The sequence below is a fragment of the Limnothrix sp. FACHB-406 genome (assembly GCF_014698235.1).
Classification (GTDB): Bacteria; Cyanobacteriota; Cyanobacteriia; order CACIAM-69d; family CACIAM-69d; genus CACIAM-69d.
This window is the reverse complement of the sequence record NZ_JACJSP010000004.1, coordinates 308,299-322,645: the sequence shown is the minus strand read 5'-3', so window position 1 is coordinate 322,645 and position 14,347 is coordinate 308,299. Positions and strand designations below refer to the sequence as shown.

At 56.9% G+C, this 14,347-nt stretch carries 5 protein-coding genes; 2 read left to right on the top strand and 3 right to left on the bottom strand.

Going from position 1 to position 14,347, the window contains the following annotated elements:
* Positions 1–38: 38 nt before the first annotated feature.
* From H6G53_RS06600 to H6G53_RS06590, 3 genes are all read right to left on the bottom strand, one after another.
* The gene (locus H6G53_RS06600) at positions 39–3,761 is read right to left on the bottom strand and encodes a hypothetical protein (RefSeq protein ID WP_190531576.1); all 3,723 of its coding nucleotides are present in this window, start codon (positions 3,759–3,761) and stop codon (positions 39–41) included.
* 177 nt (positions 3,762–3,938) lie between these two features.
* A complete protein-coding gene (locus H6G53_RS06595; protein ID WP_190531574.1) occupies positions 3,939–8,360 on the bottom strand; it encodes a DUF4347 domain-containing protein in 4,422 nt (1,473 codons plus the stop codon).
* 1,592 nt (positions 8,361–9,952) lie between these two features.
* Entirely contained in the window at positions 9,953–11,347 is a 1,395-nt protein-coding gene (locus tag H6G53_RS06590; protein WP_190531572.1) for a DUF3370 domain-containing protein, read from the bottom strand.
* A 911-nt stretch (positions 11,348–12,258) separates the two neighbouring features.
* Here H6G53_RS06590 and H6G53_RS06585 point away from each other — a divergent pair.
* Complete coding sequence (locus H6G53_RS06585; protein WP_190531570.1) at positions 12,259–12,945, top strand: DUF4114 domain-containing protein; 687 nt, start codon at positions 12,259–12,261, stop codon at positions 12,943–12,945.
* 406 nt (positions 12,946–13,351) lie between these two features.
* Positions 13,352–14,344, top strand: coding sequence for a GRP family sugar transporter (locus H6G53_RS06580; RefSeq protein WP_190531568.1), 993 nt, complete (start codon positions 13,352–13,354; stop codon positions 14,342–14,344).
* The last annotated feature ends 3 nt before the right edge of the window (positions 14,345–14,347 follow it).

Here is a 14,347-nt window from a genome sequence, read left to right as displayed (position 1 = left end):
ATCGAGCCTTTGGATCGGCCTAGGTCTCAGCACCATTCCTAATCCCAGCGATCGAGGTCGTCTGACCAACGCTGTAACAGGGCCCTGGCTCGATCGCGCTGGGTTTCAAAGGTGGCCGCCAGCCAGATCATTCCCGTGCCCAACGCCAGCCCCACCAACCATTTCAGGAACGACCACCGGGCATTCAGCTCCACAAAATTGGCCAAGGTGGCGGCTCCCAGCAACAGGGATCCCATCAGCAGGTAGGCGCGCACTTGCCAAAAAATGCCAGTCCCGATCGCCCCGAGGGCCAACACCAGACTCACCCAATCGGTGCTGTGCTGTGCGAAGGCCGCCCAAGCAATGATTCCCGTGCCGGCCAATCGCAGGCCGTGGCGCAGGGGCCGGCCCTTGGCCCCCTGCCAAGCGGGGTCAATTTCCGCCGCCAAAATTAAGCTGCTGCCCAAGGGCCCCACATAGAGCAGGGCTTCCATGGAACCGGCCAGCCACAGACTCCGCCAAATCGACCAGGTGGCAAACAGCAGCCCCAGGTAATACAACCGGCGACGGCGCAACAGGGCCGCCAACGCACCATAACTGGCGGCCACCACCATCAGCGCGGGCGGGGCGATCGACCCGGCCAGTAAGAGGCTCATGCTGGCGGGCAACCAAAGGGCAACCCGTTCCCAGGCGATTTTTTGGGAGCGGGTTTGGCCCAAAACCGCCAGCCCGATCGCGCTGAAGGCCGCCAGAACAGCCCAATGGGGGTCAAAGGCGGCCCAGCCAGGCAACCAAGCGCGGCCCCAACTGATCCAGGCGATCGTTTGCAAAGCCGCCAGATCCACCCACAGGCCCGAGGTGCGCCACCCCTGAACCCAGGGATAGGCCACCAACAATCCCAAGGCTGCCCAGGCCAAGGGGCCGTGGGTGGGGCCCGCCGTCAGCCACAGCAAGCCCGAAAACCCAGTGCCCACCAGCCAGTGGCCATGGGCTGTCCAGGCCAGCGTGCGGCCATTGAGAGCAAAGAGCGATCGCCCCCATCGATCGCGTCCGAGGTCATAAAACCAAGCCAGGAATCCTGCCACGACGGCAAACAACACCAGGGCATCGGTTGTGGTTCCGGCGGGCAACCAATGACCCGTCCAAAAGAAAGCTAATTCACCCCAACCCCAGGAGGCGATCGCCAGGGAACTGTAACTCAGCCAGCGTTGATGGGGCGATCGGGCGGCCACCCGCAAACCAATGAGCGCCACCCCCACCATCAGCAAGCCCGTCCAACTATCCCAATAGCTCGATCGCCACAACAGGGTTAACAGGCCATAGCCCAAGGGCAACCACCGACGGCTGGGGAACTGTCGCCCCAACCGCTCTGTCGCAAACAGGCAGATGAACCCCAGCCCAAGCGTCGCCACCGCATAGTGGCTGAGGGAGCCGTTCAGTTGGCGAAGGGTTTCCGCCGTCGCCAATTCCAAGGCTGCGGCTCCCGCCCAGAGTAACCCCGGAATGGCAGCGGGCCGACCGGCCCGCCGACTGGTGAGCAACCGAAACCCGATCACCCCCAATAGCAGCCCAATCACCCACCCTTCCCAACGCGCCTGGGGCTGATCTCCGTCCAGGGCCAACACCAACAGCCGCAGAGCCGTAAAGGGCAACAGCAACCAACTCACCGCTGTGGCCCAGCGATCGAGAGCTTGGCCATAGAGACGCAGCAGCGGACTCGATCGCCCCACCGCCAACCACCACAGCCCCCAAGCCACAACCAAAAGACCACTTTGCAACGTCACCCAAGGGCCAAAGGCCAGGCCGCTCCAAGACCCCACGCCGGCCCCGGTCAAGGCGGATAAGGACAACCAACCAAAGGTCACGGCCATCAGGGCCACCCACCCTTGTCGAAACCCAGGCAGCAGGGAGCTGGCCCCCAAGGCCAACCCGGCCACACCTAGGGACAGAGCGAGGGACTGGGGTGAGTAAATGGCCAGGGATTGGGCCAAGACCAATCCTCCGGCCCCTAGGCCCTTGGCAGCTTTGCGGAACCTTTCGGGCCCGATCGCTGCTAACCCCAACAGGGCCAGCGGAATCGCCAACCAACTGAGCAAGCCCGAGGTCGCCACCTGTGCAGGGACGGTTTCCCAAACCCCATGGGTCAGTTGCACCAGGCTCAAACCCGCCAGGCCAAGACCCAGCCACCAACTGGTTTTCACCCAAGGTTGCCAAGGGGAACGATCGCCCCCGATCGCCACCAAACTCCACAAAACCAGGGTGGCTCCAATGCCCACCTGCCCCCAACCGATCGGGGCGCTGGTGGTGGGCAAGCCAAACCGGGCCAGGGCATAAACAGCGGCCAGAGCGGCCGTGAGGGTGCAGTTGGCCAGGACTTGAGGCAGCAGGGATCCCAAGGGCGATCGACTGGCAACCAGGCCGAAGCTGGCGGTGGTGAGCAAGCTGAGGGGCAAAAGCCGCAGGTTATGGGGCCAGAGGGCCAGGGCATAGGCATTGAGCAACAACAGGATTCCCAGCGCTAGGCCCAAACCAAATTTCGCCAAATCGGGGCGATCGCGTCGCTGCTGGGCGATCGCCAGCCCCCCCGGCACGATCGGGTAAGGCAACCACAGCAACCCCAAAACCTGTTCCGGTTGCCGCAGTTCCAGCAGGGATTGGGCCGCAACCCAGAGACTCGATCGCCAATCATCGGGCAACAGGGCCGCGGTTCCCCGGCAAGCTCCCGCCATCACCAGGGTTAAGCCCAACAGATCCGCTTTCCGCCCCGATCGCTGCAACCGTTCCCACAACAGACCTCCCGCAATCAGGGCCAAGGTTAATTGCTGCCAAGGAGCCGTGGCATCCGTCTGCCCCAGCAACCAACCCAAGCCCACCAGCAACCAGCCAAACCCATTCAGCCCCACCTTGGCCCGGGTCGCCTCGCGAGCATCCAAAATCACCAGCAACCCAGACACCACCATCACCAACGCCACATCGGCCAGGCTGGCAATCTGGGTGGCCAGGGCCCGCAACAACAAAATCAGCAGTGAACCGGCCATCAGGGCCCGATGATGGCGCGATCGCAGTTGCCACCGGCCAGGCCAGGCGGCCGCCAGGGCAATGAACCCCGCGCAAATCGTCACCCCAGCCCAAGCTTGGCCCGATGGCCAGTTCCAATGCAATCCACAGGCCAACAGGATCAAGAGGGCAACCGATCGCCGACTCACCATCGTCCAGGCAATCATCAACCACAGTGCGCCCGCTCCAAACCAGCCCCACAGGGGCAACCCCAAACCATCGGCGGCCCAGGCATTCACCGGCAACAGCAGGGTCACCAGGGCGCGTAGGGTTTGGCCCGTTAGGCGCAATCGGGCCTGGCGATCGGTCCAGAGGGCAGCCCCCCAAAACAAGATCGTGTACAGCAGCAAGATGCCATATTGCCCCACGCCTCCCACTTGGCTCCAAAAGCTGGCCGCCAACCAGGCAGAGGACACCACCACCAAAAACGCCCCCAACAGCAGCAACCAAACCACGCTCAGCTCCGCCGTAATGGCCCGCAGCCGACCGGAGGACTGGGTGGCGGGTTGGGGGGAGGAGCTGGGAACGGGAGCAACGGGCGATCGAGCAATGGCGGGCAATGGACAGGTGAGCCAAGTGCTGGCCACTTCGCGCACCCAATCTTCCGACACCAACCCCAAACGCAACCACACCTCCAACCCCTCCAAAAGTCGGGGGTCAGAGGTGCGGACAGCCAATTCAATGGTTAGCAGGTGGTCGCGGTGTTGCGGAGCAAGGTCAGCCATAAAGGGAGTCGGAGGGACACGATCGGCTCAGGAGGGGTCAACCGCCACGAGCCTAACCCGATCGCCCTGCCATCCCCCAACCACCCGGCCAGTTCCACCGCTGTCGGTGGGTAGTGGTTGCGGCCAACGACTGCCCACCGATCGCGTGCCCTAGACCGATTTGATCTAGGCTTCGATCTAGACCGAGATGAAGTCCTGGCTATTCACGAATTGCAAGGCGGGAATGCCCTGGAGACGGGCGATCGGGGTCTCACCGGCTCGCACCAGGATCGAGTTGCCCTCTTCAACAAAGGACAAATCGGTAAATCGCAACCCACCAGCCAGAGCAATTCGGTCATTGTTAGCGAAGTAGTCGGAAATGATGTCCAGACCGCGATTGAGACCGATCACAAAGGTATCGATTCCCTCGCCACCAAAGAGCACGTCATCCCCTTGATCGCCGGAAAGCACGTCATTGCCCGCACTGCCCGTGAGGGTGTCGTTCCCCTTGCCCCCAAAAAGGGTGTCGTCATCCTCGCAACCATCCAGTTGGTCATCGCCATCGTTGCCAAAGAGCAAGTCATTCCCGGCGTTACCGGACAACACATCGTTATCGGAACCCGTGCTAACGGACTGGGGCCGATCGGGATTGTTGCCGTAGAGGGTATCGTTGCCTGCTTCACCGCAGAGGGTGTCGTTGCCCCGATCGCCCATCAACAAATCCAATCCAGCCCCTCCCCAGAGGTAGTCATTCCCCTGACCACCCCGGGCCGTATCGTTGCCATCTTCGCCCGCCAGGCTGTCATTGCCATCGTTGCCCAACAGCAAGTCTTCATTGCCGCCGCCCAACAGCAGATCGTTGCCGGTGCGATCGGGATCCCGCGTGTTGTTGTTGCCACCAATCAGGGTGTCGTTGCCCAGGTCACCGGACAGCACATCATTGCCCTTATCGCCATAGAGCAAATCGTTGTCCTTACCGCCATACACCAAGTCATCCTCTTGACCGGCGTAAATGGTGTCTTGACCCTGACCACCGTTCAGGTTGTCTTGGCCACGACCGCCATAGAGCAGGTCATCGTCCGTGCCGCCCCCGATCGGGACATTGCTGCCACCGCTGCCCAATAGGGTGTCGTTGCCCAGGTCACCGTAGAGCACGTCATTGCCCAAATCGCCCAGGATCAAATCATTGTCCCGGCCGCCAAAGGCCGTGTCCTTGCCATCGCCCCCGGAAAGGGTGTCTTGACCTTCGTTGCCATAGAGCAGGTCATCGCCGCCCAAGCCAAACAACAGGTCTTGGCCGTTGGGATCGGTAATGAGGCGCACACCGGTTCCACCGATCAGGGTGTCGTTGCCCAAGTCACCGATCAGAATGTCGTTACCCCGATCGCCGTGCAGCAAGTCGGCTTCCTTGCCGCCGCGAATGTAGTCATCCCCTTGGCCGCCAAACACCGTATCTTCACCTTCATTGGCGCTGATCACGTCATTTTCGGTATTGCCAAAGATCAAGTCCCGATCGCTCGGATCCGGCCGGTTATCCGGGCGACCCTGGCCGCCGATGATGGTGTCGGCTCCTTGGTCGCCGCGCAGGATGTCACTGCCCCGGTCGCCCAGCAGAATATCGTTATCCTTGCCGCCATTGATGATGTCTTGGCCATTGCCGCCAAAGATCACATCATCACCCTCATTGCCGTTGAGCAGGTCGTTGCCCTCGCCCCCGCCGAGGCGATCGGCATCCACCCCGGAACCTACCGCAGCGCGATTGCCCAAGCCACCAAAAATGGAATCGTTGCCCAGGTCGCCAATCAGTTCATCGGAACCGGGGCCGCCCCGCAGGCGATCGTTGCCTGCAAACCCCGACACAAAATCGTTGGACGCTGTGCCCACCAAGTCATCATTACCCGGCGTGCCCAGCAGCCGGTTACCGCCGGTTTCGGGCGGCGGCGGAATCACCAGCGCGGGTAGCTCAGGCACAATCAGAGGGTTGGGAATTTGCCAGGAAGCCGCCAACGGCGAGGCCACACAACCGCAATTCGGGGCCACACCCGCCACATCAGCAAAACTGGTGATGAAGAAGGGCAGATCTCCCAAAGCGGTGTTAACCGGAGTGGGCGGCGTGGGCGGCGTGCTGGCCACCGAAATTCCCGGCGGCGCAATGAAGGAAATCGTGCCACTGATCAGGCTGCGATTGCCTTTGATATCAATCACGTCGAAGGTCAGAAAGTCCTTACCCGTGAAATCGGCCCGGGGGATAAAGAACAGATTGCCGAATTCTTCCGGAGTCAGGAGGCCTGTGCTGGTGAGTTTGCGTCCCCCATTGAACGGATCGCCCACGTACAAGTCACCCAAGGCCGGTAGGCGGGTGATGTTGTAATTCTTGATCGAATCGCTGTTTGGGTCGATCGCCGTGGGTGGCAGTCCCCCCAGCCGAAACTTGACAACGCCGTTTTCGGGAGGTTCGGTCAAATCCGTAGCCGAGCCGGGAACCACGTTGAAGATCCCGTTCAAGGGAACCGGCGGTTCGGCAATAATTTCCGGGCGATCGAACAATACCGTTGCCGAATCTGGACTCAGGTTCCCCTTGTCATCCCTTGCGGAGTACTTGAAGAACCCTTTGCCATCGGGTGACTCAAACCGTAGGTTGCCGACATTGCCCGGCGGAATCGATTGCCCCGCCGACAGGGAAACCTTCGCCCCCGTCAGTGGATCGAGCAAAAACAGTGAACTCCCCGGGGGAATTTCCGTAATCACAAATTCCCGAATCGGATCACTATCGGGATCAACCGCCGCCAAAGGAATGGAACCATTGGGGTTATAGGGCAACACCAAATTGCGCGGGGTCGGCGGTGTATTCACACCACCCAGCACTCGAGTCGCATCGGTCGCCGTAATCACTTGTGGGTCGAGGGGCCCCAAATCCGGGTCAAAAAGCCCAGCCGGTAGGGAGACTCGGGCCGTGTTGGTAATCACCCCAGTGGCCGTATCCGAGAGGCGACCCGACACCTGGAAGGTTTTCGTTTCTCCAGCATTGAGCGCCAAGCCAATCCCGGGAGGAGCCAGCACATTGGGATTCCAAACGGGACTGAGCAATTCTGCCGGGGGCGCATCGGACAGATTCAGCAAGAACGGGGCCGTAATGTCGCAGCCACCGGTGTTGGAGATCGTAATGCTGTAGGTGATGGTGCTGCCGGGAAGTACTGCTTCTAGCCCATCGGTTTTGGTGAGATTAATGTTGGGCTGGATCGGCTGGATCGGCAACGTTCCCAGGTCGCCCACGCTGATCGGCAGGTCAGTGGTGAGGGCCACACCGTTAACCACGGTTCCCGCCGGAATCCGGGTGCGGGCTACCAGGTTTGCTCCTCCCGAATTAGGGTCAATTCGATACAGCCCACCACCACTATCTGCAGCGATAGTGGTGGCATAGAAGTTGCCGTCGTAACCCAGAGCTAAACCTGAGAAGGGAACACTGCTTCTAGTCAGGAGTTGTGCTGAAACTGGCACCGGCACAGAAGGACTGTCGGACGTTTTGCTCAACTCAGAAGCAGGAATTTTGTAAATGTGGCCAGATGCGTTGGGGCTTCGCAAAACTATTAGAAGCGAGCCATCGGGAGTAACAGCAAAGTCACCACTAGCAGTTGTGGGTAAAGGACCTAGCTTACTGGGATCGGCAGGATCCGGGCCTGTTACTGATAAGGTTTTGGTTGTGGCTCCAGTGGCTGAGTTGATGAACTCAATAGTTTCATTGCTGCCAGCAATCAGGTTTCCAGCAGCATCGAAGGTCAAACGTCCAGAAGTTCTCGTGTTTGGAAGGGATGCTGGGCTAGGGGTTTGAGTTGGGTTCAAATCAAGGATTTGAATAGGCCCCCCGACAGACGATCCTTGAGGAACAGGATTTGGAAGGATGTAGATCTCAGTTGTGCCGGGTTTTCTAGCAATAGCATCGCTACCCCTGCCGCCGATGACATTGGCTCTTTCAAGCTGAACCAAACCTGTTGCTAGATCAACCCTCACCAGGTCGTTTTGTATACCGCCAACACCATCGAAGTTGGCGATTCCAAGGAATTGGTTGGGAATACAGGGAGCTAACAGGCCTGGATATTGGGCGATCGCCCGCTGTGTGAAGGGCACTGGGGATTGCAGGGGCCCGGTCGATCGATCCAAGCGCCAAGACCCACCCCGATCGGCCGATCCCACCGGACTGGTGGCCGCACCCACGGTCGCTTGGGTCAGGTGAGCCAGGGTTTCAATCAGTTGCTGCCCCAGGATGCCGGCCCCCGTGCGGCAACCATAGAGCAAGATTTCAGCTCGATCGCTCAGCAACAGGGCCCAGCGACGCAGCCAGTCCTGCACATCCCGAGACAGATTTGCTACGGACAGCCCCCGATCGCCCAACTGCAACCAGCCCGGTTGACCGTGAGCAATCACATGGAGTTGTTGAACCGGTTTTTCAGCCAAGGCTTGGGTCACTTGGGCCCAAGCTGCCGCCGTTGGCTCCAATTTCAGCACCCTTGTGCCGGGCTGCACTCCCTGAATCAATTGGTCGATCGCTTCTACCCTTGCATCAATCACAACCAAGGTGGATTCAAGGTTGTTGGGCTGGCGTGACTGAGAAGACGTAGACAAAACAATCGATCGATCGGTGGACTGCAATGAGCTATCAAAATGTTGATCTTGCGAATCACAATTTTGATCATTGCTTTGGCGTTGCATCGATGATGAACCCTCAGCAAAAATACTCAGAGTAGTCAACCCAGACGATTGTGTTGATTGATGCGTGCTCATGAAGCTCTCACAGAAAGGTAGAAAACAATGTGTCTTGCATCCCTTTAACGGGGAAATAAATAGATGCCCCGGACGATTGATAAATTTGAGAGAACTTGATCGCTCTCGTCTAAATTTAATGATGGACTAGTTGTGCCGAGAGAAGGGTCATGGGCAGTTCCAACGCATGATATTGGTCACGAATTCACCGTGAAAACCAAGCAAGGAAAGGTCATCCAGACTGTGGCAGAACGAGTATTCGGAAATTCACAATCTTGATTGAAAATTCACAATCTTGATTGAAAAATTCTCGAAAAATTTAAATTCTTTGAATGAAATTGATCCATGCATTTTGAGTTCTGATCATGACTCAATGCCAACCAATTCATTCACTCTTCGTCTTTACGTCTTCCGCTTAAGGTCAATCTCAAGGCCATGAAAAGCCATGACGATATCACAACAGCTTGAACGTACCCTGACCAACGACCCGGGTTTCACCAGAGCGCTGAACTGAGTAAACTGTCTTCGTTGCGGACTTGTAAAGGACTCTTGGGACAGTCCGTGAAATTGATGAGACGGTTCGACACCTAAAGGAACGACTTCAAGGCAGATCCTGGGCGATCGAGTATCAAAGACTACAGCCAGTTTCACTGGTTTTTCATCTTTGCTGTGTAATCTGCGATCGCTCAAATTTTGGGTAGGGTGACCATCGTTGAGCAATTTCTTGAGTCTTATCTATCTAAAGGAAACATATTTTTCTGTTTGAATGTGTTTGAATCGATCTGCACCCTGATTTTAAAATATAGCGATAAATTTCTTAAGAAAACTCAGTTCAAAGGAAGATTTTAGATTTTTCATTAAAATAAAGTCCTCGTACAATCATTCCTTCAATTTTCAATCAAGAAAACAAATAAGCATTGTTCGATAGTTTAAGCTTGATGATTCAGTAATTTAATTCTTGATTTCCGATGATCTTTGATAATTATTTGACAGTCAAATCATTTCGAAATCACAAAAACGTCACAATCAAGACGATTCACCAACTTTCATACTGCTCAATCATAATTTAGTCATCGTAGTTTGTAGTATTTAGCAATTGGGATCGAATAATTGTCGAATAATCAATGCTGAGAGAGAGAATCAATTGGTGAAGGACGAATTGATCGATGACTTGGCTTTGATCTTTCGATCGCCGTAGCTGGCGTGGCTCAAAATCGAGGGAGACAGAAAACCTTTTAATTGACTCAGACCAATCGATTCGATCGCACCAAGAAAATGACAACACTGAGCGCGGAAAGTTAGATGCTGGGGCTAGATGGGACTCTGGAAATGATGTCAGGCTGAGTCATCCTGCTTGGGGTTTGGTTGATTGCATCCTAAACCGCAAAAATGAAAAACCAGTGAAGCCACAAAAATCATGGCCCCCAAATACCCTGGATCATCCCTGACTCAGGTTATGGATTCCTGAGCGTTTGCAAGGTCAAAACCTGGGGCGGGGTGGCATCGGGGGGATAGATCAGGCTGACTTGCACGAGCCGATCGCCCTGGGGCGGCAACTGTACCGTCGCGAGGGGCTGACCCGGTTCTCCTCGGCGCTGCACCAAATGTACATATCGCGTTTGTGGCAATCCCCGATCGTCGGGATATCGAATGCGGACGGTTCCCCGAAAGAAGACCGAGTTGGGTAACGGATCGAAAAACTGCAACCCCGGCGCGGGCGCATCAAATTTCACTGGCGTTTCTAGGGCAATGGCCACCGTCTGCGGTTGGGCTGTGGGGTTATGCAGGGGCAAGGTGAGGTCATATTCAATCCCGTAGTTGCCATGGGCGGCCCAGGCCGTATCCGGGTAGCGAGCCACGATCGGGGCGGTTTGCACTTGCTCAGTCCCCAACCGACCGGCAACCAGGGTGCTCACACCATAGGAAAAGGCTGCACCGGGAGCGGGAATGCTGAGGCGTGGGTTGTTGGGCCCATCGGTAACGATCGCGCGCCAACGAGACCCGATCGCCACGCCGGCCACCCGGCCATAGCGCAGGGGGCCCGGTGCGCCGGGGGCTGTGGGAACCGGTTCGCGCGGCCCTGACAGTGTTCCGGTGGTGAGCGTGGATCGCCAGTCCGCTTCCGTGGGGGGCTGTTCTCCACCATCGGGGGTTGCCTGGGCAAAACGGGCGAGGGTGGCGGCATAAACCGGGCGATCGCTGTCCAGACGCAGCAGGGTTGAGCGACCGTTCAGGGGTGGGTTGAGCGATCGAACCGGAATGGGCAAACTGGTCAGCACAACTGTCTCGCCCGGGGGAATGGTGACCCGATCGGGCAAATCCGCTTGGCGGCGGCCGCGCAACACCCAATCCACCGCTCGGCTGCCGGGGCCCGAGTAGACCTGGCCGATCGGGTTATCCACCATCGGCGGCAGCGCAATAAATGGCGCATCGGGCTGGCTGAGATAACTGGCCCCCTGAAGAACTCGCACCGTTGCCGATCGATTGGGATCCGCGTTGCCCAGCACAATTCCCACATAGAGCGATCGCAGGTCGATCGCCCCATCCGGCCCCGTTGCCGCCGCTTTGGCAATGTGGTGGGCAAAAATATCAAACCGCCCTTGAAACACCTGGTTGAGGTGTGCCTCGGGACTGCGCATCCCAGCAGGGGGAAAGGTCGAGAGCAAAATTCCCGCTTGCTGGACAATTTCCGGGCTGTTGCTATTCAGCACAGGCACCGCATCCAAATGTCCCGGGAGCGATCGCACCTCTTGGGGCCGTAGATTCGGACTCGGACTTGGTGCAGGCGTTCCGGGTGGCAAGCCCTGTGCTCCCACAATCCCCGCCAGTAGCCAGCTTGCCAACACCATCCTTCAAGCCCTCCCGCAACCACAAAGCATCGCGGCTCCCATTATCTCAAACCAATGGCCCCTCCTGGGTTGCCGGCCGCTGGGGTTAATCAACAGTTCCTCAATCCATCGCCCTAATCGAATCGGGCAACTCGCAACCCTCGATCGCCCCAGCCGCGCAACTCCCCAGCGCAAAAAACCAACATAGCCCAGCATCAACCGGCACTAAACAGCCGAATTAGCCGAAAAACGGGCTAAAACGTTTCATTTAGGATTACTAACCTCTTCGTGCCCCTCGAAAGCCGAAATAGTTCAACAGCCCTTTGGCCACAAAAGCCACGACAACTCATCAGTCCCAAGAGGACAATGGCATCAGAAATCGCAATCAAAAATCTTGAGTAATTTGGAGTGATTTTTGGAGCAACTTTTGCAGAATCACCTGAACAGAGTTATCAATTTTTCGCCTAAAGGCTTCGTGATTTCTGACAAAAACTTCCCGTGATGACGGTCACCATAATTTAAACTTTCTCAAATTCTCAATCGCCAAAAGCTTTGCCCATAAAGACTTTTAGTCTTTTTAAATTTGATCTTTATTTAATCTTTAAACTTTAAATAGGCTTCATAAAACTAGCTTGCAATTAAAGATTCCGCCAAGAGCCAGAAAAACGCTAGACAGGCTTTCGTAAACACAGTACAAGTAAATCAAGAACCCAAAAGAGCGCGTGCTTTTCCAGGCAAAACAAGCGGACTAAATCATTCACCGGTTTGGTAAGTGGGCGCGATCGACATCAAGGGTGCTGTCAGGAAAAGCGATTCCAGCAAAACTACCACTGCTCACCAAGAACATTCGGATTAGGACTAGGAGGATTTAAATCGTGAAAGGTTTTATTTGGAAAGGCTTTGTCCTCGCAGCGGCTACCCTCGTCGGCACCATGTCTGCCTCCGCTGCTCGCGCGTTGCAACTAACTCCCGAACAGTTGGCCCAATTTGATACTTACGTCCAACAGGAGCGCAAAGCATTTACGGCGCTGGAACTTTCAAAAATTAACCCCAACAGCCTGAAATGGTCGGGTGCTGCTGATTCGCTGGAAGTTTACTTCATCAACGAAGGCGCAGGTTATCGCAACCAGTTGCTCTTTTCCGCCAACAATGGCCCTTTGAGCACGGTCTTCAACGATGTGTCTTCCAAGGAGTCGATTTTGGCTGAGGCTGATGGCCCCCTGAAGCGGGGTCAAGGCGTGAGCCTCGGATCCTTCAGCAAAGGCAGCGTGATTGACTTCTTCCTGAACTCTGATGGTTACAGCCGTGGCGAAAACTACGCCGGCATGACTTCGGATCAGGTTTATGGCACCGGGACTTGGAACTTCTTGGGCGCTGATGCCAACCGCAACGGCGACAAGTTGCAACACATGATTGCCTATGACCTGGGCGATGGTTGGACTCTGATGGGCTTTGAAGACATCGTGACCGGCGGTGACCTGGACTATAACGACACGGTGTTTGTGGTTCGTGGTGTTTCCGGCTCGAAGGTGGCAACGCCTGAGCCTTCGGTGATGCTGTCGTTGGCTGCTGCTGCGGCTTTGGGCTTGGTGTCCCGCCGTCGTCAGCAAGATAGCTAGACCGCTCAAGTGATGCTGCCATGGGTTGCCACTCAACAGTAGGCAGATGATTGAATGGGCGGATGATTGAAGTGGGTGGTGGCTAGCGCTTGCTAGTTGTTAGCAATCGCTAGCCATCAGACTGGCGGGTGAACCTTTCAATTGGGCTGAAGTTCCATCCGCCAGTTCGATCGAGCAATGGATATGGATTTGGTTCGGTAGGTCATGGGTGAGTTGAGCAAAGTCAACTCGCCCACCTTTTTTCGGCTAATTTTCGGCTAATTTTCGGCTAATTTTCGGCTAATTTTCGGCTACTGGTTGGCGACCTGGCGGGCAAAGGCTGTTTTTTGGAAAAACCGCGCTTGGCCTGGGCCTAGCCTGTGCCATCATCTCCGGGTTAGGAATGCTGACCGGGAGAGTTTGGCTTTTGGACGTTACAGGATGGATGGCGGCAACGCTGGCGGCTAGTTCGATCGCCCCGGTGGGGATGGCGCACCCTGGCGTGGGCTGGTTGGGGGCAACAGTGGCGGCACTGTTTTGGGGGTCGTATCTAGTGCCCGTGAAGCGGCTACCGACGGTGGATCCCTTGGCGGCGCAACTGAGCATGGCGATCGGGATTGTGCTGTTAGCCATTCCGTTGGCGATCGCCTCTGGCGCTTGGATTCCCAATGGTTGGGGCCTGCTGGCGGGGGTGATTTGGGCCTTGGGCAATTACGGCTCTATTTTTGTGGTGCGGGCCTTGGGATTGGCGCGGGGGTTGGCCCTGTGGGCCACGATCGGGATTGGGGTTTCGTTTCTTTGGGGAGCGTTGTTTTTTCGGGAGCCGGTGTTGTTGCCGGTGGCCGTTGGGGGAGTGGCGCTGCTGGTGGCGGGAATTGCCCTGATGAATTGGCCCGATCGCCCGGCCGGAACGCAACCCCCAGACACTCGATCGACCAATTCACCGGTTAACCGATCGAGCCAGCAGCCCAGCCGCCGACCCAAAATCCAGAATCAGGGCTGGTGGCTTTGTGGCGTGGTGGGGTTGCTGTTTGGATCGCAATCAGTCCCCTTTGCCTTTGCGGCCCAAAGCCCGATCGCCTTTGTGCCGTCTATGTCCCTTGGAATTTTGGGAACAGCGAGTCTGTTGGCTGGGCAACGGGGCGGTCGGGTGTTGCGGCAGTTGCCCCGATCGAGCCTGTTGGCGTTGGTTTGCTCGGGAATGCTTTGGAATGTGGCGAATGTGGGCAGCTTTTTCGCGGTCGATCACCTCGGAATGGCGGTGGGAATGCCCCTAACTCAGTTTGCGATCGTGGTGAATGCAGCTTGGGGTCTGTGGTTATTTCGAGAGGTGACCGGTCGCCAGCAAATTTTGCGAGTGGCGATCGGGACGTTCTGCGCCTTTGGTGGAATTATTCTGATTGGAGGATCGCGCCTTTGAGGG

What these genes read in the sequence shown, in the direction of transcription:
- H6G53_RS06600 (WP_190531576.1), bottom strand. Translation starts at nt 3,761, where the DNA reads ATGGCTGACCTTGCTCCGCAACACCGCGACCACCTGCTAACCATTGAA.
- H6G53_RS06590 (WP_190531572.1), bottom strand. Translation starts at nt 11,347, where the DNA reads ATGGTGTTGGCAAGCTGGCTACTGGCGGGGATTGTGGGAGCACAGGGC.
- H6G53_RS06585 (WP_190531570.1), top strand. Translation starts at nt 12,259, where the DNA reads ATGTCTGCCTCCGCTGCTCGCGCGTTGCAACTAACTCCCGAACAGTTG.